At 71.4% G+C, this 23,582-nt stretch carries 26 protein-coding genes and 1 pseudogene; 12 read left to right on the top strand and 15 right to left on the bottom strand.

Features of this window, described 5'->3' with window-relative positions; all coding sequences use genetic code 11:
- Positions 1-7 precede the first annotated feature (7 nt).
- Positions 8-484 (bottom strand): hypothetical protein, encoded by a 477-nt coding sequence (locus ACQEVZ_RS40965; RefSeq protein WP_433377654.1) that lies wholly within the window; start codon positions 482-484, stop codon positions 8-10.
- A 394-nt stretch (positions 485-878) separates the two neighbouring features.
- On the opposite strand from ACQEVZ_RS40965, the gene ACQEVZ_RS40960 reads away from it, so the two are divergent.
- The 3 genes and pseudogenes from ACQEVZ_RS40960 (at position 879) to ACQEVZ_RS40950 (ending at position 2,193) form a co-directional block, all read left to right on the top strand.
- Positions 879-1,343, top strand: a complete 465-nt coding sequence (locus tag ACQEVZ_RS40960; RefSeq protein WP_433377651.1) for a MarR family transcriptional regulator — start codon at positions 879-881, stop codon at positions 1,341-1,343.
- A gap of 189 nt (positions 1,344-1,532) precedes the next feature.
- Positions 1,533-1,820, top strand: a pseudogene (locus tag ACQEVZ_RS40955) (response regulator); the annotation flags it as partial.
- Between the two features lie 97 nt (positions 1,821-1,917).
- Positions 1,918-2,193, top strand: a complete 276-nt coding sequence (locus ACQEVZ_RS40950; protein ID WP_433377648.1) for a response regulator transcription factor — start codon at positions 1,918-1,920, stop codon at positions 2,191-2,193.
- 283 nt (positions 2,194-2,476) lie between these two features.
- Here the strand turns inward: ACQEVZ_RS40950 and ACQEVZ_RS40945 are convergent, their stop codons facing one another.
- On the bottom strand, positions 2,477-3,163 hold the full coding sequence (locus ACQEVZ_RS40945) for an ABC transporter ATP-binding protein (protein ID WP_344507478.1): 687 nt from the start codon (positions 3,161-3,163) through the stop codon (positions 2,477-2,479).
- A gap of 176 nt (positions 3,164-3,339) precedes the next feature.
- Here ACQEVZ_RS40945 and ACQEVZ_RS40940 point away from each other — a divergent pair, with 176 nt between their 5' ends.
- Positions 3,340-3,843 (top strand): hypothetical protein, encoded by a 504-nt coding sequence (locus ACQEVZ_RS40940; protein WP_433377645.1) that lies wholly within the window; start codon positions 3,340-3,342, stop codon positions 3,841-3,843.
- Positions 3,844-4,030: 187 nt separating this feature from the next.
- Here the strand turns inward: ACQEVZ_RS40940 and ACQEVZ_RS40935 are convergent, their stop codons facing one another.
- A complete protein-coding gene (locus ACQEVZ_RS40935) occupies positions 4,031-4,378 on the bottom strand; it encodes a hypothetical protein (RefSeq protein ID WP_433377642.1) in 348 nt (115 codons plus the stop codon).
- Positions 4,379-4,707: 329 nt separating this feature from the next.
- Between ACQEVZ_RS40935 and ACQEVZ_RS40930 the strand changes: the two genes are divergently transcribed.
- The 3 genes from ACQEVZ_RS40930 to uppS all read left to right on the top strand — a co-directional run bounded on the left by ACQEVZ_RS40930 (position 4,708) and on the right by uppS (position 6,322).
- On the top strand, positions 4,708-4,917 hold the full coding sequence (locus ACQEVZ_RS40930) for a hypothetical protein (RefSeq protein WP_433377639.1): 210 nt from the start codon (positions 4,708-4,710) through the stop codon (positions 4,915-4,917).
- A gap of 81 nt (positions 4,918-4,998) precedes the next feature.
- On the top strand, positions 4,999-5,337 hold the full coding sequence (locus tag ACQEVZ_RS40925; protein WP_433377636.1) for a TraR/DksA family transcriptional regulator: 339 nt from the start codon (positions 4,999-5,001) through the stop codon (positions 5,335-5,337).
- 202 nt (positions 5,338-5,539) lie between these two features.
- Positions 5,540-6,322 carry a polyprenyl diphosphate synthase gene (gene uppS, locus ACQEVZ_RS40920; RefSeq protein WP_344507468.1) on the top strand — a complete coding sequence of 261 codons (783 nt, stop codon included), beginning with the start codon at positions 5,540-5,542 and terminating at the stop codon, positions 6,320-6,322.
- Positions 6,323-6,399: 77 nt separating this feature from the next.
- Here uppS and ACQEVZ_RS40915 read toward each other — a convergent pair whose 3' ends face one another.
- The 4 genes from ACQEVZ_RS40915 to ACQEVZ_RS40900 all read right to left on the bottom strand — a co-directional run bounded on the left by ACQEVZ_RS40915 (position 6,400) and on the right by ACQEVZ_RS40900 (position 10,332).
- Entirely contained in the window at positions 6,400-7,992 is a 1,593-nt protein-coding gene (locus ACQEVZ_RS40915; protein ID WP_433377633.1) for a M28 family peptidase, read from the bottom strand.
- Positions 7,993-8,106: 114 nt separating this feature from the next.
- On the bottom strand, positions 8,107-8,811 hold the full coding sequence (locus tag ACQEVZ_RS40910) for an FKBP-type peptidyl-prolyl cis-trans isomerase (protein WP_344507466.1): 705 nt from the start codon (positions 8,809-8,811) through the stop codon (positions 8,107-8,109).
- Between the two features lie 58 nt (positions 8,812-8,869).
- Positions 8,870-9,658, bottom strand: coding sequence for an LLM class flavin-dependent oxidoreductase (locus ACQEVZ_RS40905; RefSeq protein ID WP_433377630.1), 789 nt, complete (start codon positions 9,656-9,658; stop codon positions 8,870-8,872).
- Positions 9,655-10,332: an alpha/beta fold hydrolase gene (locus tag ACQEVZ_RS40900; RefSeq protein ID WP_344507462.1), complete on the bottom strand. Its 678-nt coding sequence runs from the start codon at positions 10,330-10,332 to the stop codon at positions 9,655-9,657. The genes ACQEVZ_RS40905 and ACQEVZ_RS40900 overlap by 4 nt, the downstream gene beginning before the upstream one ends.
- A gap of 87 nt (positions 10,333-10,419) precedes the next feature.
- Here ACQEVZ_RS40900 and ACQEVZ_RS40895 point away from each other — a divergent pair, with 87 nt between their 5' ends.
- On the top strand, positions 10,420-11,295 hold the full coding sequence (locus ACQEVZ_RS40895; RefSeq protein WP_433377627.1) for a LysR family transcriptional regulator: 876 nt from the start codon (positions 10,420-10,422) through the stop codon (positions 11,293-11,295).
- 58 nt (positions 11,296-11,353) lie between these two features.
- Here ACQEVZ_RS40895 and ACQEVZ_RS40890 read toward each other — a convergent pair whose 3' ends face one another.
- The 3 genes from ACQEVZ_RS40890 to ACQEVZ_RS40880 all read right to left on the bottom strand — a co-directional run bounded on the left by ACQEVZ_RS40890 (position 11,354) and on the right by ACQEVZ_RS40880 (position 12,276).
- On the bottom strand, positions 11,354-11,545 hold the full coding sequence (locus ACQEVZ_RS40890; RefSeq protein WP_433377624.1) for a hypothetical protein: 192 nt from the start codon (positions 11,543-11,545) through the stop codon (positions 11,354-11,356).
- A gap of 76 nt (positions 11,546-11,621) precedes the next feature.
- Positions 11,622-12,089, bottom strand: a complete 468-nt coding sequence (locus ACQEVZ_RS40885) for a GtrA family protein (protein ID WP_344507456.1) — start codon at positions 12,087-12,089, stop codon at positions 11,622-11,624.
- Between the two features lie 10 nt (positions 12,090-12,099).
- Entirely contained in the window at positions 12,100-12,276 is a 177-nt protein-coding gene (locus ACQEVZ_RS40880) for a hypothetical protein (protein WP_433377620.1), read from the bottom strand.
- 44 nt (positions 12,277-12,320) lie between these two features.
- Here ACQEVZ_RS40880 and ACQEVZ_RS40875 point away from each other — a divergent pair, with 44 nt between their 5' ends.
- Complete coding sequence (locus tag ACQEVZ_RS40875; protein WP_433377617.1) at positions 12,321-12,815, top strand: YfbM family protein; 495 nt, start codon at positions 12,321-12,323, stop codon at positions 12,813-12,815.
- Here the strand turns inward: ACQEVZ_RS40875 and ACQEVZ_RS40870 are convergent.
- Positions 12,799-13,701, bottom strand: coding sequence for a hypothetical protein (locus ACQEVZ_RS40870; protein WP_433377614.1), 903 nt, complete (start codon positions 13,699-13,701; stop codon positions 12,799-12,801). The genes ACQEVZ_RS40875 and ACQEVZ_RS40870 overlap by 17 nt on opposite strands.
- 178 nt (positions 13,702-13,879) lie before the next feature.
- On the opposite strand from ACQEVZ_RS40870, the gene ACQEVZ_RS40865 reads away from it, so the two are divergent.
- Positions 13,880-15,499 carry an LPXTG cell wall anchor domain-containing protein gene (locus ACQEVZ_RS40865; RefSeq protein ID WP_433377611.1) on the top strand — a complete coding sequence of 540 codons (1,620 nt, stop codon included), beginning with the start codon at positions 13,880-13,882 and terminating at the stop codon, positions 15,497-15,499.
- A gap of 58 nt (positions 15,500-15,557) precedes the next feature.
- Here the strand turns inward: ACQEVZ_RS40865 and ACQEVZ_RS40860 are convergent, their stop codons facing one another.
- Positions 15,558-16,256, bottom strand: a complete 699-nt coding sequence (locus ACQEVZ_RS40860) for an AAA family ATPase (protein WP_433377608.1) — start codon at positions 16,254-16,256, stop codon at positions 15,558-15,560.
- A 23-nt stretch (positions 16,257-16,279) separates the two neighbouring features.
- On the bottom strand, positions 16,280-16,969 hold the full coding sequence (locus tag ACQEVZ_RS40855) for a DUF2306 domain-containing protein (protein ID WP_433377605.1): 690 nt from the start codon (positions 16,967-16,969) through the stop codon (positions 16,280-16,282).
- A 134-nt stretch (positions 16,970-17,103) separates the two neighbouring features.
- Here ACQEVZ_RS40855 and ACQEVZ_RS40850 point away from each other — a divergent pair, with 134 nt between their 5' ends.
- Positions 17,104-17,304, top strand: a complete 201-nt coding sequence (locus ACQEVZ_RS40850; RefSeq protein ID WP_433377602.1) for a hypothetical protein — start codon at positions 17,104-17,106, stop codon at positions 17,302-17,304.
- A gap of 99 nt (positions 17,305-17,403) precedes the next feature.
- Here ACQEVZ_RS40850 and ACQEVZ_RS40845 read toward each other — a convergent pair whose 3' ends face one another.
- Entirely contained in the window at positions 17,404-18,630 is a 1,227-nt protein-coding gene (locus ACQEVZ_RS40845; protein ID WP_433377599.1) for an RNA polymerase sigma factor, read from the bottom strand.
- Positions 18,631-18,946: 316 nt separating this feature from the next.
- Here ACQEVZ_RS40845 and ACQEVZ_RS40840 point away from each other — a divergent pair, with 316 nt between their 5' ends.
- Complete coding sequence (locus ACQEVZ_RS40840; RefSeq protein WP_433377596.1) at positions 18,947-23,197, top strand: ricin-type beta-trefoil lectin domain protein; 4,251 nt, start codon at positions 18,947-18,949, stop codon at positions 23,195-23,197.
- Between the two features lie 52 nt (positions 23,198-23,249).
- Here ACQEVZ_RS40840 and ACQEVZ_RS40835 read toward each other — a convergent pair whose 3' ends face one another.
- Positions 23,250-23,579 (bottom strand): YciI family protein, encoded by a 330-nt coding sequence (locus ACQEVZ_RS40835; protein WP_344507436.1) that lies wholly within the window; start codon positions 23,577-23,579, stop codon positions 23,250-23,252.
- Positions 23,580-23,582 lie beyond the last annotated feature (3 nt).

Raw genomic sequence — 23,582 nt, 5'->3', positions numbered from 1 at the left:
GGTTCCGCTACGGGCAGCCCTTTCGCACGAACCGGTACTCGGCACCGTTGTCCGGGTCGCCGACGGTGAACAGCAGGACGAGCCGCTCGTCCCGCACGACCTCGTCCCGCACGACGGAGACCAGCCGCGTGCCGTACGCCTCAGACCTGCCGTTGAGCGTGCGGAAGTGCAGGTCGATCTCGGTGGCCGGGCCGCGGCGGTCCGTCATGCGCGGGACGACCTTCCAGGTGCCGGCGCCGTCACTGCGCCAGGTCTCACCGCCCGGGCCGGGCCGGAACTTCTCCACGGCGGGCGCCAGAGCCACGTTCAGGATGTCACGGGCGGTGAACCGGTGATCGGCGCCGAACACGAGCTCACCCCGGTCCGCGCTGCACCAGGTGCCGACGACGTCCGCGTCGGTGAGCGGGTCCCGGTCACGGTCCAGGTAGGCGAGTCCGCCGCAGACGGCCAGCGCCGCCGCAGCCAGCCACCACCAACGCCTCATCACCGCACAGTAGACCGCGCGGTGCGATGCCCAGGTGTGCGCGGCGTGAAGATCCTGGGCCGGCCGGCTACTGGATGTCTTCGATGGATGGTGTACCGGGGCAGCGGATGCACCTAAAGACGCGCAGCGAGCCGTGACGGCTGACCAGCACGCCGGTCGGCTCGTCCGCGCCGTTGCGCCCGGGCCGTTGCCGGCCACGGCTCCCGTCGGGCCACAGCAACTACCCGCCCGCGTGACTGTCCTGCAACGTGACCTCACCGGCCGTCGGATGCAGCCGCGTCGCCGTCCTGGCGTGCCTGGCCAGCGACGGGAACAGCTCCACCAGCGGCGAGGCGATCACCGCGCCGTCGTAGTTCTTGACCTCAACCGGGCTTGAGCCCCTACGGTCGCCGTCATGTCGATGTCAGACGCCGAACTCGCCGCCCAACCCGCCGCCTACTGGACCGGCGTCGCCTACGAGTCGCTGATCGCCTTCACCCGGGCGCGGCAGGCGGAGCTCGGCTTCACCCAGCCGCAGTTCTGGCTCCTGCGCAACCTGTCCGCGAACGACCTCTCCCCCGACGGCCAGGGAATGACGCTCCCCGAACTCACCACGGCGATGCGCACCTACCTGCGCCGCGAGGACGACCTGACCGCCGAGTCCGAGGTCCTCCTGTCCCGCGGCTGGCTCACCCGCGACCCCGCCGGCCGCCTCTGGATCACCCCCGCCGGCGACGAGGCCCGCACCACCTTCGCCCAGCACGCCCCAGCCGTCCGCGCCCACATCCACAACGGCATCCCCGACACCGACTACGTCACGACGGTGAAGGTCCTGCAGCAGATGATCCGCAACACCACTCCTCCGCCCCTACAGCCCTGACCGCCGGTTCGGCCGGTCCCCGGTCACCTACGCTCCGGCCATGCCTTGGTTGGGTGCGATGTCGACAAAGTCTCGGGCGGCGAGGGCGACGACGGCAGCCTCGATCGCCGCCTCGGTGACTTCGGGCACGACGATGACGTTCCGGCCGAAGAACACGACGGTGAAGGTGCTGTTGCCAGCGGGTGCCGCGTGATCCGGATCCTGGTCGTCGACGACCACGAGGTGGTGCGGCAAGGGCTGCGGTTCGCCCTGGAACAGGAACCTGACCTGACCGTCGTCGGCGAGTGCGTGGACGGCGCCACGGCCCTGGCCGCCATCAGCGAGCTGCGCCCCGACGTGGTGCTGCTCGACATGGTGATGCCCGGCATGGACGGTCTCGGTGTGCTGCACGCGCTGCGCGAGCGCGACGATCCGGCCGCGGTCATCGTGTTGACGTCATTCCCGGCGGAGGACCGGGCGCTGGACGTGGTCCGCGCCGGCGCGGTGTCGTACCTGTCGAAGAGCACCGCTGTCGACCGGGTCGTGGAGGCCGTCCGCGCCGCGGCGACCGGCGGCAGCGTCCTGGGACCCCGACGTGGCGGCGCTGCTGGTCCGCGGGGTCCGCGCCGGCGACCAGGGCCCGCTGTCGCGCCTGTCCGCCCGCGAACGCGACGTCCTGGCCCTCATCTCCCGCGGCAGGTCCAATCGCGAGATCGCCCGCACCCTGATGCTCGGCGAGCAGACCGTGAAGTCGTACGTGTCGAGCGTCCTGACCAAGCTCGACCTCCAGGACCGCACCCAGGCCGCCATCTTCGGCCTGCAACAGGGTGTCGTTGCCCTGGGCGACGCGCTCAAACCCGACCCGGACTGACCGCGCGTCGGCCCTCCTCCGTCGGGCGTCCTCGTCCCCTTGGCCGGCACGTCCCTAGTACCCGAAGGCCCCGGCCTGCCACAATCCTCGTCCCACCGCCGGCTGTGCGGCCCTCTGCCACGACGAACCCGGCGGTCTCCGTCACGACCCTCCACACGGCCTCACCTCACCGGCGCGCGACGACCCTCCGCGCGCCGGCCTCCGTCACGGCCCTCCACGCGCCGGCCTCCGTCACGACCCTCCTCTCGCCGCCGTCCGGGCGGCTTTCCCTCACTGCCTCTCCTCAGCACCGCGCGGCCTGCCCGTCGTCGGCGAGCCGGCCGTCGTGCATGACGACCGTGCGGTGGCAGGCGTCGGAGACCGCTTCCTCGTGGGTGACGACGACGAATGTGGTGCCGTCGGCGTTCAGCTCTCGGATCAGGTCGAGGATGCCGGCGCCGGTGGTGGAGTCGAGGTTGCCGGTCGGCTCGTCGGCGAAGACGATCGCGGGGCGGCCCACGAGCGCGCGTGCGATCGCGACCCGCTGGCGCTCGCCGCCGGACAGCTTCGTCACCCGGTGCCCGCCCCGGTGCGCGAGACCGACCCGGTCGAGGGCCTCGGCGGCGGCGGCCCGTCGGGCCCGGGCCGGGACGCCGCGGTAGATCAGGCCGGTCGCCACGTTGTCCAGCGCGGTCAGCGACTCGAGCAGGTGGAACTGCTGGAACACCACACCCACGCGGTGCGCACGCAGCCCGGCGAGGGCCCGGTCGCTCAACGCTTCCACGGCCTGGCCGTCGAGGCGCACGCTGCCGCTCGTCGGCCGGTCCAGCGCCGCCATCAGGTGCAGCAGCGTCGACTTCCCGGACCCGGACGGCCCACGCACGGCCAGCATGTCGCCGGCGTCGACGGTCAGGGTCACCCCGCGCACCGACTCGACCGGCGGCACTCCCGGGTAGGTCTTGCGCACTTCGCGTAGCTCCAGCACGGTCACTGGCGTCCTCCTGTCGTCCCCGTCCATCCTCGGCCGGCTCCGCCCGCGCGACCTCCCCCGCTGGTTGGTCGTGCGCCCCCTCCTTCGGGGGTACCGCCGCAACCACCCCTGAACGTGGGTGCCATCAGCCCACTTTCGGGGACGACCCCACGAGCGGATTCCGCGACTGTTGAGCCATGACACTGCGCACGCTTGTCACCGCCGGGCTCACGATCCTGACCCTCGCCGCCTGCACCGGCACCCCGGCCACCAACACGGCCGCCGGTCCGTCCCCCACGCCCAGCTCGAATCAGGCCGCCGCGATCAGGCTGGCGGAGTGCATGCGCGCCAACGGGTTCCCCACGTTCCCCGACCCGGTGAAGGACGACCGCGGCCGCTGGAGCTTCCCGCCCGAGTCGACGGGTGACTGGCTGCCACCCGAGCCGTGCCGCCCGCTCGTGCGGGACTGGAAGGTGGCTTTCTCCGACGTGCCCCCAGCGAGCGCCGAGGACCTCGCCAAGACCCGCGACTATGTCACCTGCATGCGCGAGCACGGCTTCCCGGACTTCCCCGACCCGGACGAGGACGGCAACATCGAGCTCACAGACCGATTCAGAGTCCTCGCCGACACCGACGACGCCGCCTTCATCGCGGCCCATGAGGCCTGCCAGCAGCGCCTCCCGCCCAGGCCCAAGAAGTAGCCAACCGATCAGAACGTCCACGATGAGGTGCTTGGCCGATCGTAGGTCCCCGAACTCAGTGCATCTGGTCGTCTTGCCGGCAAGCTGTTGCGCGAGGTATCACCGGACGTCCCTGGTCGGGCGCGAAGACGATGAACTCCCAGGGGTCCTGCTCGAACCATCACCCTTGTGAGCTGCCCTCAGCGGGTCAGTCCGAATCCTTACATCGGACACCAACGACGGCGATCTCGCCGCTGCGGACGAGTTCACGAATCGCTCGGGTCATGGCCGACACGCCCGGTTCCGGCACGATCAGCTGGTCGACGGCCCAGAAGTAGCTGCCGTCTGCGACTTCGCCGGTCTCCTTCCACAACGCGAGCAGGCGGCGGACCTCATCGACAGTCACGATCGTGAGCGCCCAGCTGGAGCCGTCAGGAAGATCGACGAAGGCGTCGACGTTCGCCACCGACTCCTCGGTGTCAATTGTCGAATCGAGAAAAAGCCGCACCGCAAACGTCGGTTCTGTGATGGTCAGGTACGGATCGGTGGAGCTCATGAACGCCAATCATGCCGCACACCGCGAACAGGCCCATGATCGGCATCGGACGTCATCTAGGCTGCGGCGGTGAATTTCGAGACGCTGGATGCGGTCATTCAACATCTGATCGCAGACGCCAGCGAGGGGAACCTTCGCGCCTTCGGCGAGGAGACCATCGTTCTTCTCACTCGGGGCATCATGCAACCAGGACTCGTCACCAAGCAGGACCTCGACGAACAGGGGCGGCTGGCACTCGCTGACGCATACGACCGCGTACTGACGGCAGCCCGGACGAGCTCCGCAGGTTCTGGATCCGAATCAATCAGGGTGTCCTCACCGTTGACGACATGGACTTCCCGCTCTGCAACATCATGGACGCCCTCGAGCAGTGGATCACCTTCCAGGAGACAGGCCAGCCCGGCGAGCTGTACGAACTGGCCATCTGGTGCATCGACTGGGTCGACTTCGCCATTGAGGTGTCCGATGACAACGACATGCTCGCCGCGCCCGAGATTGCCGCGAAATACGAACGGATCAGGCGGGCGCTGACCCGGTAGTACCAGAAGCGCCGATGCACCATCGCCATCCGGATCTGCCACCGACCTCGTGCTGCACGCTGAGCGAAGTACCGTAGGGGCGTGGCCGACGACGATACCCGGGCTGGCCTGGAGCAGGCACGTTCGGCTGTCGCCGGCGAGGTGGACAGGCTCGAGGCGGACCTGCGCGCCGTGTTCGAGGCGAGTCAGGACTCCAACGCCGACGATGAGCACGATCCGGAGGGGAGCACGATCGCCTACGAGCGGGCGCAGCTCGCGGCTGTTCTCGAGGCGACCCGGCGCCGGCTGGCTGACCTGGACGAGGCACTGGCGCGGCTGGACTCGGGTGAATACGGCATCTGCGAGCGCTGTGGCCGGCCGATCCCCGCTGGTCGCCTCGCGATCCGGCCGTTCGCCCGTACCTGCGTCGCCTGTGCGTGATGGCGTGTGCGTCGGATTCCGTACGAGGACCTGGATCACGATGGCGACGTCGACCGTACGTACACCGGCGACGCGCCCTCCGGTATCAACCAGCCTCGCCGGTCCTGACCTGCGCGGCGGCGCGCCGGAGGCCGGTGTGGTGAAGGCGTGAAGATGCTGTGCAGGCGGCGCTCGCGGGGCGGCGGGGCGGTTTGATGCGGGTATGTTCGAGTCAGTACGGGGCGCGGTGTACGGGCTGTACGCGCGCCGATTGAGCCGGCGGCTGGCCGGTGGGCGGCTGCCGCGGCACGTCGCGATGGTCATGGACGGTAACCGGCGGTGGGCGCGGCAGATGGGGTTCGACGACCCCAGGGTCGGGCACCGGTACGGCGCGGAGCATCTCGACGAGGTGCTCGGCTGGTGCGCGGAGCTCGGCATCCAGCACGTGACGGTGTTCGTGGCGTCGGTCGACAACGTCCGTAAGCGTGACGCCGGCGAGGTCGGGAACCTGATGCGGATGATCGAGGAGGTCGTCGCCGAGCGGTTGCGGCGGCCGGCGAGTCCGTGGCGGGTGCATCTGGCCGGCCGGTTGGACGTGTTGCCCGACTCGACCCGGCACGCGTTGAAGCTGGCCGAGGAGTCCACCAGGGACAGCGGGGCGCCGTTCGGGCTGACGATCGCCATCGGGTACGACGGGCGGGAGGAGATCGTCGCGGCGGTCAGGGCGCTGTTGGAGCAGGAGGCGCTCGCTGGTCGTACCGTCGACGACATCGCACAGACGTTGAGCGTGGAGCAGATCGCCCAGCGTCTCTACACCGGCGGGCTGCCCGATCCCGACCTGGTCATCCGCACCAGCGGCGAGCATCGCATGTCGGGGTTCCTGCTGTGGCAGGCCGCGTACTCGGAGCTGTACTTCTGCGACGTGTACTGGCCGGGCTTCCGTAAGGTCGACTTCCTGCGGGCGCTGCGGTCCTACGCTGCTCGGCACCGCCGCTTCGGCGGCTGACCTCGCTCCTACGCCGCTCGGCACCGCCGGTTCGGTGGTTGACGGGCGCCGGCCGGCTGACCGGCGCCCGAACCGGGTCAGATCGAGGTGGAGGAGATCGAGGACCGGGCCGCGGCGGTGGTCGTGGTGCGCGGCGGGATGGACGACGTGTCGAACGCGTAGGTGATCACGGCGGTCGCGATCGCGTCGGCGTTCGTGTCGAGGGCGAACGTGTTGACGTTGCCGACGAGGGTGTACATGCTGCGCAGCTGGGCGTAGAGGGCCGGGTCGCCGCCCTTCTGCGTGACGCGGAACAGGTCGTCGCACGCCTTGTGGTAGCAGGGGTCGTAGGCGACGCCGGCCACGCCGCCGAACTTGGCGACGTCCGCGGCGGTCTTGATGACCTCCGCGCCGGTGAAGAGGCCGCCCGCGGGGATGTTCACGCCCGCGGCGATGAACGGGCCGTAGTCGGAGCGGCCGGTGAAGTCGGCGGCGTTCGTCTGCTGGCCGCGGGATGCGAAGAACGCCTCGAAGAGGGCCTCGATCTGGGCGGAGCCGGCCGGGCCGGGGCCGGCGCCGGCGGCCGCGGAGTCGTCGCCGTCGTAGACGCCGAACTGGTAGTTCGGCGAGGCGATCATGTCGAAGTTGAGGTAGAGCTTGATCTGCGCCTGCTGCGCCGGGGTGAGGCTGTTGACGTAGAAGGTCGAGCCGACGAGGCTGGCCTCCTCGGCGCCCCACCACGCGAAGCGGACCTTGTTGACCGGCTTGCTGCGGGCCATCTGGAGGGCGACCTCGAGCAGGGCGGCGCTGCCGCTGCCGTTGTCGTTGATGCCGTTGCCCTCGGGCACGGAGTCCAGGTGGGAGCCGGCCATGACGACGTTGCCCGCGTTGCCGCCCTTGGTCTCCGCGATGACGTTCTCGGTGTCGCGGATCTCGGCGGTGGTGGAGGTGGTGAGGTGGGCGGTGAGGCCGGCGGTGGTCGAGAAGGCGGCGCCGGTGTCGTACGAGACCCCGACGGCCGGGATCCCGACCGGGCTGCCGAGGGTGCCGAGCAGCAGCGAGTACCGGTCGGGTGCGGTGGCCCGGTCGCCGTTGCCCTGGTTCATGACGATCGCGCCGGCGGCGCCCGCCGCCTCGGCGTTGGCGACCTTGGTGCCGAACGGACAGCCGCCGCGCTGCATCAGCGCGATCTTGCCGGTGACGGCGGCGGTGAAGTCGGTGGCCTCGCAGCCGGAGGTGACGGCGACCCGGGGCTCTGCCAGGTTCAGGTCGACAGGGACGACGGCGGCGGTGACATCACCGGAGCCGGAGCAGGTCATGACGTCGTAGTCGGTGCCTTCGACGTACGTCGTGGCCGCCGGCGCGGTCTGCGCGAAGGACGAGCTCGACTCGTCGCAGAAGTTGAACTGGAACGGCTGCCGGGTGACCTGGTAGCCGGCGTGCTGCAGGAGGGCGGCGACGTAGTCGGCGCTGCGCTTGTGCCCGGGCATCCCGGACGCGCGGTTGCCGCCGTTGAGGTCGCCGATCAGTTGGAACGCGAGCAGGTGCCGCAGGACGCCGGGCAGCGTCACGGCCTTGGTCAGCTGTTTCGGTGTGCTGATGGTGGGGGCGGCGGCGGCAGGTACTGCCAGCCCGACCGACCCCACCATGACCGCGACGGTCGCCGCGCCCACGAGCCTGCGAAGCACCACGTGCTCTCCCCTCCTCGTCGAGGTACAAGAGGAGGACTGTAGGCAGACTCGCAAGATCGACGGTAGTTGATGCATGTCCGTTTGTGCGCGATGTGCACACGCTGGGGTGGGGCCTTACGCGGCGGCGAGCACGTCCACGACGAACCGCAGGGCGCCGGCGGGCCTGCCGCCCTCGGGGTTGTCGCCGTACGCCATCGCGGCCGGGATGTCGAGCTGGACCCGGCTGCCGACCTTGACTCCGACGAGGCCGTCGTCCCAGCCCTTGATGACCCTGCCGGCGCCGACCTGGAATTCGAGGGGCTGCGACCGGTTCCAGGACGCGTCGAACTCCTTGCCGTCGGCGTAGGTGACGCCGACGTAGTTGGCGGTGATGGTCTGCCCCGCCTGCACGGCCGCGCCCTTGCCCTCGACCAGCGTGGTCGAGACCAGCTTCGTGACGGCCCCGGTACCGCCGGTCACGGTCGGCTTCGTCTTCAGCGCCGGGTCGGCGCCGTCGGGCAGCGGCGGGAAGGCCGCGTCCGTCGCGCCCTGAGCGGGATCCTGAGTAGCGCCGGCGCTGCTGTTCGTGCCGGCCGCGGGCGTCGACGGGTCGTCGTCACCGGACTGCGAGAACCAGACGATCCCGCCCACGACGAGCAGCACCGCAAGCGCCGCTCCGATCATGCTCAGCACCCGTCGGCGCTTCTCCGCCGCCACCGCCTTGGCCCGGGCGGCCTTCGCCGCCGCGCGCTTCGCGGCCTTGGACTTGTCCACCTGGATGCTGCTGCTGGCGCGCTTGGTCGCTGCGCCACGCTGCGGGTTCGCCACACGTTCGGTCACCGCAACACCATACGGCGGTGATGTGCCCATGACCACTCGCACTTGATCTCAACCGGTTTCAAGCGGGCGGGCCGTCGCCGATCACGCCGCGCACGTGGTCCAGGGACAGCGCCTCGGCGTCGAACTCGGTCAGCAGCCAGGTGGCGCCCGCCTCGACGTACGCGGCGGGATCCGCACCCGGCGGCAGGGCGACCGCGACGTCGTCCGGCACCGTCATCTTCGTGAGGGCCTCGGCGAGTTCGTCCGCGTGCTGGAGGTTGACCGGGAAGAAACCCTGGTGGCGGGCCGCCCGCCGGAGCGGCTTCACGCTGCCCGGCATGGCGGCCACCCACACCGGCACGCCGGGCCGCTGCACCGGTCGCGGGAGGAACACGACGTCGTCGACGACGTAGTGCGCGCCGCGGTGGCGGACGGGCTCGCCGGACCAAGCGGCGGTGAGGATGTCGAGGGCCTCGTCGAGCATCTGCCCGCGCAGCCGGTCGTCGACCTGCTCGCCGAACCGGGACAGCTCCCCGCCGAACCGATCGCCGCCGAGCCCGACGCCCAGCGTGAGCCGCCCGCCGCTGAGCCGGTCGAGGGTCGCGGTCTCGCGAGCCACCTTCGCCGGCCGGCGCCGCGGCAGCGGCGTGACCATCGGTCCGAGCCGCAGCCGTTCAGTACCGGCGGCGATCGCGGCGAGGGTGATCCACGGGTCCGCGGCCTGCCGGATCGGCTCGCGCCAGCGGATGTGGTCCCAGACGAAACAGCCGTCCCAGCCGGCCTCCTCCGCCTCAGCGGCGAGCCTCGCCGCGACGAGGGGATCGGCGAGGGCGTCGAACAGCGGGAGCCAGATCGCCGCCCGGGTCACGGCGCGTACCCGTGCAGGCGGTCGGCGAGCTCCACCGGCCGACTCAGCGCGACGCAGTGCCCGGCGTCGATCTCGTCGGGCGTGATGCCGAGCCGCTCAGGCACCAGCCGCCGGAAGAGGCCGGGCGGGAAACACCGATCCTGGACACACAGCAGGAATCGCGTCGGTACCGCCGGCCACGCGGCCAACGGCCAGGGCTCCGCGGCCGCGGTCTCCGACGGGTGCGCGCGCTCCCGGCGCTTCGCCTCCTCGGCGAGGTCGCGGGGCACGTCGTGGTAGAAGCAGACATCGGGGTCGTCGTTGCCGGTGCGCCCACCGTCGCGCGCGGCCTGCTCCCGGACGGCGTCCCGGTAGCCGGCGCCGCCGCCCCAGTCGCCGGGCCGCTCGCCGGGCACGGGGATCATGCCGGCGACGAGCACGAGCGCGTCGGCGCCGATCCGGTCCGCGACGAGCGGTGCGGTGAACGCGCCGAACGAGTGGCCCACGACAACCAGGTCCCGCCGGTCGCCGGCCGCTTCGACGACCGCGTCGGCGTAGGTCGTGAGGTCGGCGCCCTCACCCTCGGGCAGGTCCGGCGTGACCGCGTCGTGCCCACGGGCGCGCAGCGCATCCGCGACGAGGTGCCAGGACCAGCCCGAGTCTCCCGCGCCGTGGATCAGTACGAAGGTGCTCATGCCGATCACGCTAGTTTCGCTTCTCCATGCTGAAAAGCGATCGTTCATGATGCTATCCATCGACTGTACCGATATACACTCGGCGTCGTGACCGACATCGAACTGCGGCACCTCGCCACCATGACGGCCGTCGTCGACGAGGGCTCGTTCAGCAGGGCCGCCGCCCGTCTCGGCTACACGCAGTCGACGGTCAGCCAGCAGATCGCCGCCCTCGAGAAGACCGTCGGCGGCGCCGTGTTCGACCGCCCCGGCGGGCCCCGGCCGGTGCGGCTCACCCCGCTCGGCCAGGTCGTGCTGACCCACGGGCGCGACCTGCTGACCCGGACGCACGCCATGGTCGACGCCATCGACCGCTTCCGCGCCGGCGACGGCCGCATCGACATCGGCACGTTCCAGAGCCTGTCGATCGCGCTCCTGCCGCGGCTCGTCGTCGCGCTGCGCGAGGAGTTCCCGGCCTGCGACATCCGGCTGTTCGAGGAGGAGAGCGACCCGCCCCGCGTCGACGACGTGGACCTCATGTTCTACGACGGCCGCACCGACGGCGACGTCGAGCACCGCAAGCTGCTCGACGACCCGTACGTGCTGGTCGCCCGCCGCGGCGACTTCCCCGACGGTGTCGTGCCGCTGGCCGGCCTGCACCTCGCCCCGATGGTCGCGTGGCCCGCCGACTGCGACCAGCCCCGGATCGAGGCCGCCTTCGCCCGCGCCGGCGTCCACCCCCGCATCGTGTTCCGCAGCGCCGGCAACGACGCGGTGTTGTCGATGGTACGAGCGGGCATCGGCTCCGCCGTCCTGCCGCGGCTGGCGCTCAGCAGGGTCGACGACTCGCTGGCCGTGCACGAGCTGGACCCGGCGTTCCCGCCCCGCGAGATCTACCTGCTGTGGCGCGCCGGCCGCACCCACTCCCCGCTGGCCGCCCGCGCCATCGAGCTCGCCCTCGGCATCGCCGCCACGCTGCCATGAATTCCCGCACCACGTCGCCGCGACCCGGCTCCGGCGGCCGGCGGCGCGCCTGAGGCGGCTACCAGGCCAGGCGGCGGCGCTTGCGGCCGGTCAACCGCTCCGCGGTGGCCACACCCTTGCGGAGCAGGCGGGTGGTGCGGGTCGTGCCGCGGCGGGCCTCGATCCGTTCGCTGACCTTCCTGGCACCGGCGATCGCGAGGGGCACCGCGATCGCGGCGACCGCCCACCGGGCGATCATCTTCGGCAGCATGGTCGTCCTCCGTACGTCGACGTCCCGACACCTACCGGGGTACCCGCCCGCCCGCACCACGAACCGCCCGGCTTTCTCAGCCGGCCGAGGCACCACCGGACGCCGCCGCGACGGCCTGCTCGGCGTCCTGTTCACTGCCGCCGGCCACCGGCCGGTGGAACGTCCACCACCGGTACATCACGTAGTTGAACACCAGCGTGGTGCCACCCGCGGCGACCCGGCCGACAGCGAGGTGCACGCCGAGCGCCTGCAACCCGAGAACCGCCCCGACGGTCAGCGCGTAGTCCCCCAGCACCTGCACGACGAACCTCGCGACCTGCGGCCCCACCGCCCGATGGCTCGCGTCGAAGGTGAAGTACCGGTTGAGCACGAAGTTCACGGCGTACGTGGCCCAGAACGCGATCGTCACGCACGCGAACGCCGGCAGCGGCGTCGCCGCCTTCAACACCAGCAGCAGCCCGACGTCGAACCCGAACCCGAGCCCCGCGAACGCCACGAACCGCACCAGCGGATGCCGCCAGACGCTCACGACCCTCCCCCGCACGGCGGTGACCCTACAGCAGCCAGCTGTCCGCCGAACGCCGTTCCAGCCGAACCGCCAGCCGCCGCCGTCCGCCGCCGACCAGCGGCGGAGCAGGCCGCCACGGCCCGACCACGCCGCTGGAGCAGCGGTGGTACAGCGTGCCGTCACCCCCGCGCAGCGTGCCCGCCATCGAAAGTTCCACAGCCATCTGCCGGATGACCGCCGCGGCATCGAGACCTAAGATCATCCGCCATGGGCTGCCGTGGGGTGTTCTTCGCGCTGACCGCCGCGCAGGAGGCGGCGCTCACCGCCACGCGCGACGACGCCGAGGTCCGTGCGTTCGTCCACGCCGTCGAAGCGGCGTGGGACGACGAGTGGCTGTGCGAGACCGACAAGGCGTGGGACGCCATGCACCGCTGCCTCGGCGACGGCACGCTGGACATCGCCTACCGCGACGGCGGCCCGCTCCCGCTGACCGTGCTCGGCGGCCGCCACCACTACGAGGGCGAGGAGTACGTCGTCGCCCACATCCTCGTCGCCGACGTCGTCAAGGTCGCCGAGGCCCTGCGCACCGTGGACGAGACCTGGCTCCGCGACCGCTACCACCGCATCGACCCCGACGACTACCAGGGCGTGCTGGACGACGACGACTTCGAATACACGTGGTCCTACCTGCAGGACGTCCGCGACTTCTACCAGCACGCCGCCGCGGCGGGCCGCTCCGTCATCTTCACCGTCGACCAGTGACCACCTCCTGCTCTCGCGCCTGAACGGGCCAGGTGCGTGGGTCGAGGCGGGACAGGTGGGGAATCGCGCCGGCCTGGCTCAGGGTCTCGATCAGGTCGGCCGGGGCGTTGTGGACGACGGCGTCGCACATCGGGGTGGAGCCGCGCCGGCTGACCAGGTTGACGTCGACGTGCTCGGCGAGCAGGCGGGGCAGCAGTTCGTCCCACAGCCGCTGCGTGACGATCCGGTCCTGGGCGCCGCTGACGATCAGGGTCGGCACGGCCGCCGGCCACCACCGCAGCTCGTACGTGCTGCCGAAGTGCCGGGCCGACCAGTCCACGGCCGCGGTGTTGTACGGCATCCGGGCCAGCATCTCGGCGCCGGCGGCCATCCCGGCCGGCGTGAAGTTCCACGGCGCGGACGCCACCGTGAGCCGGCGCAGGTTTTCGTCGGTGGGGTCGGCCTCGTACGCCGCGCCGGCCGCGTCGACGGCGGGCAGCAGATGTTCCCCGACCATCCGCTCGAAGTCGGCGAGCCAACCGGCGTGCGGTGCCGAGCTGACCAGCACGAGCCCGGCCAGCAGCGGCTCCAGCTCCGGCACCGACAGCAGGTACATCCCGCCGGTGGAGTGCCCGACGAACACGGCCCGCGGCAACGCCTGGGCCGCCTCGACCAGCACCCCCGGCCAGCGGGCGAAGGGTTCGCCGCCGACCATGTTCGAGCCGTCGCCGGGCAGGTCGACCAGCCACGTCACACCCGGTACACCGGCCGCCTCCGCCAGACCGTGCAGGCTCTCCGACCCGATGCCGGGCCCGCCGGGCAGCAGCAACCAGTTGAGGTCCCCGGCCCGCTCCGCCACCGGCCGCAGCCGCGCCCCGGACGCCGTCCGGAACTCACTCACCGTCACGCTCGGCATGCTCCACGACGGCGCCGCCGCGCGCCAGGCAGTTCGCCGGGTCGGTGAGCTGCGCGAATCGGCCGTTCGGCCGACGCGATCATGCACGTTCGGCAGCCCGAGCGGGACAGCGAGGGATGTTCATGTCCCACTACGCTCCTGCCGTTCCCCCCAAACCCTGAGGATGGCGATGACGTTTCTGTCCCGTTTGTCGGCTCGCCGGACCGGCGCCGCGCTCGCCGCGTCCGCGCTCGTGTTCGCGGCGCTGCCGGCGACGTCGGCGCTGGCCGAGGACGACTTCCCGTCCGTCGGCGCGGCCACCAGCTCCGACATCGGCCTCGGTGCCGTCGGCACGCCCGGCAAGGCCGTGACCGTCTGGGTCGACGCGCACAATGCCGTCAAGCCCCGGTTCGAGATCGACCAGACCGGCCTGGCCGGTGTCGCGACGTTCGCCGTGCCGGACGGCAACGACCAGTGCAAGGCGACCGGGAAGAAGATCGTCTGCGACCTGCCGCAGGCCGACTTCACCTCCGTGCCCGTCGTGCTCGTCCTGCACCCCGACAAGGGTGCGGCGGTCGGCGACAAGGGCACGTTCACGCTGGACACGATGGCCGACAACGCGCCCGACCTGCCCGCGTCCGTGCACAAGGTCACGATCGCCGACGGTGCCGACCTCGTCGTGACCGCACCCGTGTACGTCTCCCCCATTCCCGAGGTCAAGCCCGGCGACGTCCTGTTCACGAAGGCGGCGTTCGTCAACGCCGGCAACCGGGCGGCCGCCGGCGCCACGATGACGATGATGTTCGACCCGGGCATCGCGCCGTTCAAGTACGAGGGCTGCACCTACACCGAGACCGAGTACCCGCTGATCGTCGAGTGCCCGGTCGACGGGACGATCGAGCCCGGCGCGGGCCGGGAGTTCGTGACGATCGACGAGAACGGTAAGGAGACGCCCGGCATGGGTGCCGTCGTGGCACCCGATGCGCTCGGCTGGAAGGGCGTCGACTTCCTCGCCCTCGCCGACAGTGTCGTGGAGGACCTTCCGCCGGAGGTCCTCGCGAAGGCGAAGACGAAGACGACCAAGGCGACGACCGGCAAGAAGTTCAAGATCCGGCAGCAGGAGCCGGTCGTCAAGTCGCTCAAGGCGCAGCCGGAGATCGACAAGAACGACAACTATGCGGGCACTGCCTACGGCGTGCTGAACTCGCACGACCTCGCCACGATCGGCGCGACCGCTTCGGGTGGTGTGGGGAGCGTGGTCACGGTGAACATCGGCGTCAAGAACACCGGCGTCTCGATGCTGGACGCGTACCGGACCGGCGGCGAGCCCGCCGCCAGGTTCAACTTCGTCGTGCCCGACGGCACCGAGGTCGTCGGGGTCGGCGAGGGCTGCATCGCCCGGTGGAAGGAGGACGACGGCAGCATCGGCTGGGACCCGGTGCCGGGCAAGCGCTTCTACGACTGCGGGATCGACTCGTCGCTGTTCAAGCCGGGCGCGTCGTACACGACGGCGTTCAAGCTGAAGATCACGCAGGTGATCGCCCACGCGACGGGCACCGTCTCGTTCACCAACCCGTTCCGGGACCCGGCCGAGCCGCCGGCGGACGCCAACCCGGGCAACGACGTGGCCGAGGTGGTCATCAACCCGAACCCCGGCGGCTCGGGCGGTGGCCTGCCGCTGACCGGTGCACAGACCGGGCTTGTCGCCTCGGTCGGCGCGGCGCTGCTGGCGGGTGGCGTGGTGCTGTTCCTGGTGGCGCGCCGTCGCCGCGTGGTGCTCGTGGTGCCGCAGGACGGCAGCGCCGAGTAACCCTCTGCACGAACAGGCCCCGGCGACCGCGGTCGCCGGGGCCTTGCCGTCGGCGCGGTCAGAGCAGGTGGCGCAGGTACCGGTCGGGTTGGCCGAGGAACGCCCGGAAGTGCTCGACGACGGCGAGGTCGGCCCAGCTGGTGCGGCGGATGCCGTGCTCGCCGAGCTCCAGCACCGTCGCGTCCGGCAGCGCGGTCAGGACCGGTGAGTGGGTGGCGACGACGACCTGCGCGCCGGACTCGGCCAGGGTCGCCAGGCGGGACATGAGGGTGAGGGTGGACGTGAAGGACAGGGCCGCCTCCGGCTCGTCCATCAGGTAGAAGCCGGGCTGGTTGAACTTGCGCTCCAGCAGGGCCAGGAAGCCCTCGCCGTGGCTGCGCTCGTGCAGGTCCCAGTCGGGCGAGCCTTCGAGCGACTCGAGGTAGGTGTACAGGCCGTGGGTCGTCTCGGCGCGCAGGAAGTACGCGTTGCCGCGAGCGCCGGCCGTGCGGACGAAGCGCAGCTGCGCGCCGAGCGGGGCCTCGGTCTCGCGGGTGCGGTGCATGGCGCCGCGGGAGCCGCCTTCCGGATTCAGCCCGTACGCCTGGGCGAGCGCCTCGATGAGGGTGGATTTCCCCGACCCGTTCTCGCCGACGAGGAAGGTCACGCCCGCCGGGAGGTTGAGGCCCCGGTCCAGCAGGGACCGCACCGCGGGGATCAGGGCCCACCAGGCGTCCGGATCCCACGATGCGCCGGGGTCCACCTCGACGCGCCGCACCAGCCGCTCCACACCGGCGAACACTACCGGCCGGCCCGGCGTAAGCGCCGGATGAACACCTCCGCCACGGCCAGGTTGACGATCCAGCCGGCGGTCTGACCGAAAGGGATCAGGGTGGGTGCGAGCGTCGCGGCGCTCTCCGTGCTGAACGGCAGCCGGATCAGCAGCAGCAGCGGCACCAGCACGCGGGCCGTCACGGCGAGGAACGTCAGCGCGTAGTTGCGCAGCATCCACTCGCGGTGGGCGGTGAAGTCGCGGCGGCGGGCGGCACGGTACGCCAGACCGCCGGTGATCAGCCACAGCACGGCCGCGACGGTGAGACCGACCTGCGTCACCGGACGGCCCGACCACAGCGCGACCGGCACCGCGGTCACCGCCGCCGGCAGCACCCCGGCGAGCAGATACACCCGGCCGATGGTGCGGTGGACGCGCGGGCGGGCCCGCACGCGCGCCATGAACTGCAGCGGGCCGAGGATCAGCGCCACGGCGGCGGTGAAGATGTGCGCGACCAGGGTGGCGTAGTGCACGGTCCCGCTGACGCCGAGGCGGCTCTCGGAGGCGTCGAGGCCGACGTACGGATAGACGAGCACGAGACTGACGACGACCGCGACCACGAGCGTCACGCGCGGCAGGCGGCCCGGCGACCCACTGCGAGGCGATCCGCTGCGAGGCGACGGCCGGCGGGGCCGCTCGACCGTGCGTTCGTTCGACATGACTCGACTCTGGCCCACCACGGCGCCACCGTCATCAGCCCAGCGATGACCCAGCGCTACGCCAATGGGCGTAGGTCCACCGGTTCGAGAGAGCGCTCTCTGTGGGATGGATCGCAAGATTCACGTGCCAGTTGATGCAACTGAACCGTGGCGGACCCTGCACCGGTTACCCGTCGTACTTCCACCTGCGCGCCAAGGCGACCTGCAAGCCGATGGGCAGCGGCTCGTCCTACAGCGTCACCGGCCCGCGCGCCTCGATCGGCGGCACGTCGAAGGTGCTGTGCCAGGTCGGCTACTACGCCGCCGGCGGCACCACGCTGGTTGAGAACAACTGACGTCGCGCACAACGAGACGTCGTGAACGACTGAACGTCGCGCACAGCTGACGAACAACGGGTCCCGGGCGGTGCGCAACGGTCCGGGACCCTCGGCGTCTCAGCCGAGCTGGTCGCGGCGGCGGGTCAGGTACGCGGTCTCGGCGGTGTTGCCGGCCAGCTCGATCGCCCTGTCGTACGCCGCCCGCGCCTGCTGACCGCGCCCCAGCCGCCGCAGCAGGTCGGCGCGGGCCACATGGAACGCGTGATAGCCGGCCAGCCGGCCCTCCAGGCGGTCGACCGCCGCCAGGGCCACGTCCGGCCCGTCGAGCTCGGCGACCGCGATCGCACGGTTCAGCGCCACGACCGGCGAAGGGTCCAGTCGGACGAGCTGGTCGTACAGTGCGACCACCTGCGACCAGTCGGTGTCCCGCACATCGCGGGCGGAGGTGTGCACGGCGTTGATCGCGGCGAGGATCTGGTACCGCCCGGGCGCCTCTCCCGTTGCCAGCCGCTGCCGGACCAGCCGGTGCCCCTCGGCGATCAACGCCGGGTCCCACGCGCCGCGGTCCTGTTCGGCGAGGGTGACCAGCTCGCCGCCCGCGGAGACCCGGGCGGCCCGCCGGGCCTCGGTGAGCAGCATCAGCGCCAGCAGCCCGGCCACCTCGCCGTCCGCCGGGAGCAGTGCGCGGATGAGGCGGGTGAGCCGGATGGCCTCGGCGGTCAGGCCGGGACGCACCGGGTCGCTGTCCGCGCCGGTGGCCAGGTAGCCCTCGTTGAACACCAGGAACAGCACGGCGAGCACGCCCGCGACGCGAGCCGGGAGATCCTCGGTGGAGGGCAGCCGGTACGGGATGCGCGCCGCCTTGATCTTCGCCTTGGCCCGGGTGATCCGCTGCCCCATCGCGGTCTCCTGGACCAGGAACGCCCGGGCGATCTCGGGCACCGTGAGCCCGCCGACCATGCGCAGCGTCAGCGCCACGCGGGTCTCCATCGCCAGCGCCGGGTGACAGCAGGTGAAGATCAGCCGGAGCCGCTCGTCGTCGATGGCGCCCAGAGGCTCGGCAGGCGTGTCGTCGTGCAACATCCGGGCCTCCTTGTGCTTGTCGTCGCGCTTGCTCTCGCGCCGGATCCGGTCGATGGCCTTGCGGTTGGCGGTCGTGGTCAGCCAAGCGCCGGGGTTCGGCGGCACGCCGTCGGCCGGCCAGCGCTCCACGGCGGTCGCGAACGCCTCGGCGGTCGCCTCCTCGGCGATGTCGAGGTCGCCGAAGTGCCTGGTCAGGCTGGCGACCACCCACGCCCATTCCTCCTGGTGGGCCCGGGTGAGCGCGGCCCGCACATCAGTCACAGAGATGGCCGGACCTCGATCATGCGGTTGCGCTGGATCACGGACGCCAGGTGCTGCACGGTGCGCTCCTCTCCTCGGCCCCTCTGTCTACCTGACCTACGAACCCGCCGCCGCCGATCCGACACGACCGCTCGAAGTTTTCCGGCGGAGATTGATCTGGAGGACATACCGAAGCATTCCGTTTCATTCGCCGACGTCACGGCGTCACCAACCGTGCCGAGATCACCTCGATCGATTGACACGGAAGTCGGGCTGCCCCTACGTTTCGCTCACTTTCACTTCGCGGGGGCATCCAGTGATCTCACTTCATCGCGCCGTGCGCAGGTTCCTGTCCGGCGCTCTTCCCATCAGCCTCGCGCTGACCGTCGCGGCCGTGGCCGGCGACCCGGCCGCCGCCGACCCGGCACCCGGGCAGCCTGGTCAGCCCGGCCAGGTCGCGCCGCCGGTCGACCAGCGCGCCGCCGAGACCGCGGCGCTGCAGCAGGCGGTCGAGAGCGGCCGCACGGTCGAGGTGGCGAACTCCAGGTCCGAGATGGCCCGCACGATGGCCACGCCGCGCGGCACGCTGGTGCGGGAGAGTTACGCGGTGCCGCAGTGGACGAAGAAGGACGGCGCCTGGCGGCAGATCGACCTGTCGCTGCGCAAGGACGGCACGACCCTCGCCCCGGCCGCGTCCGTGGCGGACGTGCGGTTCTCCGCCGGCGGCACCGGACCGCTCGTCACCCTGGCCGGCGCCGGCGGCGCGCTCAACCTGACCTGGCCGTCGAAGCTGCCCGCACCCCGCATCGAGGGTGACACCGCGGTGTACGAGTCGGTCCTGCCCGACGTCGACCTCCAGGTGCAGTCCACAGTGGAGGGCTTCGGCTACTCGCTGATCGTCAAGACCCGGCAGGCCGCGGCGAACCCGGCCCTGGCGAAGCTCAAGTTCGGGCTGAGCAGCACCGGCTGGTCGCTCAAGCAGCGCCCCGGCGGCGGCTACGAGACCCGCGACACCACCGGCAAGGTCACCGCGTCCGCCGGACCGGCCCTCATGTGGGACTCCGCGGGCGTGCCCAACGCGCAGCGGTCCCTCGCGGCGGCGCGGTCCGCGGGGAAGAACTCGCTGCTGCGGCACGTGCCCGACGACTCCCGCAAGGCCGACCTCCCCACCACCGTGGAGGACGGCTCCCTCGTCATCGTGCCCGACGCCGCGATGCTCGCCGACCCCAACGTCGCGTACCCCGTCGTGATCGACCCGTGGACCGGCGTCGGCCGCGCCCGCTGGGGCTACACCGACTCCACCAACGCCAACCGCGACGACGGCATCGTCCGCGTCGGCCTGAACACCGACGGGTCCGGCACCTTCCGCTCGTTCTTCGCGTTCGACCTCACCTGGCTGCCCGGCAAGCAGATCCGCAACGCCAAGTTCGTGACGTACATGACGCACTCGTGGTCGTGCACCGCGACGCCGGTCAACCTGTACCGCACCGGCGACCTCACCGGGTCCGGCCGGCAGGCCTGGTCCGGCCCCGGCCTGGACCTGCACATCGAGCAGAAGTCCGGCAACGCCCACAAGCCGTCCACCGGCGCCGGCTGCGCGAACGACCCGCAGCCGAACATGTACATGGAGTTCTCCAACCAGACCCTGGTGAACGACATCGTCGGCTTCGGCCAGGGCCGCGGCAGCTACACCCTCGGCCTCTCCGCCCGCGACAGCAACGGCGCCAACGAGACCGTCGGCAACCGGTGGAAGAAGTTCGACCAGGCCTCGACCGCGCTGTCCGTGGAGTACAACAGCCTGCCGAACACGCCGCAGGCGGCGCAGATGGCGACGCACACCGACTACACTGCCGCCGGGCAGGCCTGCGTCACCGGCGCGACCCGGCCGATCGTGCGGTCCATGACGCCGTGGCTCAAGGCGACCGTCTCCGACCCCGACGGCGACCAGAGCGGCCAGCTGTCCGCCGCGTTCTCGCTCGAGCGGCTCAACGGCAGCACCTGGGCGGGCGTCGCGGGCTGGCCGAAGGGCGACTCCGGCATCCCGTCCGGGACCCTCGGCGAGGTGCAGGTGCCGGCCGGCACCCTGACCAGCGCCACCTACCGCTGGCAGGTGCGGGTCAGCGACACCCTCGGCGGCACGTCGAACTACTCGGCGTGGTGCGAGTTCTCCGTCGACACGACACCGCCGGGGGTCGTGCCGACCGTCACGGCGGCCGACGGCCTGTACCTGGAGTCGCCGCCCAACGACACCATGCGCGGCTCCGTCGGGCGCAGCGGCCAGTTCACGTTCGGCGCCAACGGCGAGACCGACATCGTCGACTACGAGTACCAGCTCGACGGCAGCGCGAAGACGTACGTCGCGGCCTCCGTCACCGGCGGGCCCGCGACCGTCTGGGTCACCCCGACCCACCGTGGCGAGCACGTGCTGACGGTCCGCTCCCGCGACGCCGCGCAGAACGCGTCGCCGCCGAGGGACTACCGCTTCCTCGTCAACACCGCCTCCGATCCCAAGGCCGTGTGGAAGCTGGACGAGGGCACCGGCGTCACGCTCAACACGACGCCGGCCGGTGGCCCCGCCGCCACCGTCACGGGCGGCCAGACCTGGGTGGCGGGTCGCGTCCTCGGGGCGCACCCCGTCGCGGGCACGGACGGCGCGCTGCGGTTCGACGGCGTCGACGACCTCGCCGCCACCGCCGGGCCCGTGCTCGACACGTCGAAGAGCTTCAGCGCTGCCGCGTGGGTCCGGCTCACCGCCACCGACAGCCAGCGCACCGTCATGTGCCAGGAAGGCGCGATGGCCTGCGGGTTCGCCGTGCACTACCGGCCCGCGCCGGACAACCGCTGGTCGTTGAGCCTGTACGGCAGCGACACCACCGACCCGCCGATCGTCCGCGCCAACTCGGCCGCGCCGCCGGTCGCGAACCGCTGGACCCACCTGGCGGTGTCCTGGGACGCCGGCACCAAGACCGCGAAACTCTTCGTCAACGGCGACCTGTCCGGCACCGTGAGCCGGCCCACGAACTGGAACGCCACCGGCGCGCTGCTCATCGGTCAGGGCAAGTTCAACGGCTCGCGCAACAACAAGTTCGCCGGCGACATCGGTGACGTGCGGGTGTGGGACCGGGCGATCGACCCGTCGCTGGACCTCAAGCCGCTCGTGGCGCCGGTACCGACGGGCGCCTGGGCGATGGAGGACTACGACGAGGACGTGCCGCGGCAGGTCACCGACGACTCCGGGTACCAGCACCCGCTGACCCTCACCGACGCGCCCGGCGCGACCTGGTGCGAGGGCAACGACCTCAGCGGCGGGCTCTGCCTGGACGGCGTCACCGGCGCCGCCGCCACCGCCGGGCCGGTCGTGCACACCGACCAGTCGTACTCGGTGAGCGGCTGGGTCCGGATCACCGACACCAGCGTGTCCCGCAGCGTCTTCGCCCAGCAGGGCACGCGTGGTGCCGCGTTCACCGTCCGGTACGACAAGGTCGCCAACCGGTGGGCCTACGCGGTGACCGGCACCGACGTGGACGCACCGACCGTGGTCAAGGTGACCTCGCTCGCCGCGCCGGTGCTCAACAGCTGGACGTTCCTGGAAGCGGTGTACGACGCGCAGGCCGGCCGGATCCGGCTGTTCGTCGACGACAAGCTGCAGGCCGAGGCGACCATCGCCGGGGCCTGGGACGCGGCCGGGCCGTTCACCGTCGGCCGCACCCTGCAGGCCGGCGCCGCCGCCGAGTTCTTCGCCGGCACCATCGACGGCATGCAGGTGTCGGCCGGCGCCACCAGGCCCGTCACCGGAGCCCCGCCGGCCGGCGGGCTGACCCTGCTGCGCTCGGGCCTGCCCGGCAAGTGCCTGGACAACTACACGGGCGGGTCCGCCGACGGCAACAACGTCACGTCCTGGTCCTGCAACGGCGGGTACAACTCGCAGCTGTGGACGCTGGCGGGCGACAACACGATCCGCATCGTCGGCAAGTGCCTCGACGTCGTCGGCTCCGGCACCGCACCGGCCACCCGGGTGCAGCTGTACACCTGCAACAACACCGTGGCGCAGCAGTGGCAGCTCGGCCCGGACAACTCGATCCGCAACCCCAACTCCGGCCTGTGCCTGGACGTCATGAACGCCAGCACGGCCGACGGGGCCGGCATCCAGATCTGGACCTGCGACGGCAACTCCGCCCAGCAGTGGACGATGCAGTGGGCCGGCATCGGCATGGTCCACTCCGGCATCCCCGGCAAGTGCATCGACAACAACCTGGGCCTTCTCACCAACGGCAACCCGATCCAGTCCTGGGACTGCAACGGCGGCGCCAACTCGCAGATCGTCACCGTCCTCGGCGACGGCACCATCCGCGTCGCGGGCAAGTGCCTGGACGTCGTCGGCTACGGCACCACCAACGGCTCGAAGATCCACCTCTTCGACTGCAACCTGACGCCGAACCAGCTGTGGGAGCTCAGCCCGAACAACTCGATCCGCAACCCCGTGTCGGGTCGCTGCCTGGACGTGCCGAACTCCAGCACCGTGAACGGCACCCAGCTGCAGATCTACGACTGCAACGCCACGAAGGCCCAGGAGTGGCTGGTGTCCTGAGCTGAGCCTGTCCCTGTGGCGACCGCTCGGCCGAGCGGTCGCCACAGGCGGGTCACGGCTGGGCGAAGGGGCGGACCTCGACGCGGCGGTTGCAGGCCCGCGAACCCTCGGCGGCGATCTTCAGGGCGACGTCGAGGTCGGGCGCCTCGAAGACCCAGAAGCCGGCGAGGTACTCCTTCGTCTCCACGTACGGGCCGTCGGTGATCAGGCCCGCGCCGTCGCGGTTGTCGAGGACCGTCGCGGCGCTGGGCGCGGCGAGGCCGCCGGCGAAGACCCAGTGCCCCTCGTCCCGCATCCGGTCGTTGAACGCGTCGATCGCGGCCATCTCGTCGTCCCTGGGCACGATGCTGTCGTCGAAGAGGACGGAAACCAGGTACTGCATCCT

The sequence above is a fragment of the Dactylosporangium sp. CA-152071 genome (assembly GCF_050936335.1).
Lineage (GTDB): Bacteria > Actinomycetota > Actinomycetes > Mycobacteriales > Micromonosporaceae > Dactylosporangium > Dactylosporangium maewongense.
The sequence above is the reverse complement of the archived record's forward strand: the minus strand, read 5'-3'. Positions and strand labels throughout refer to the sequence as shown.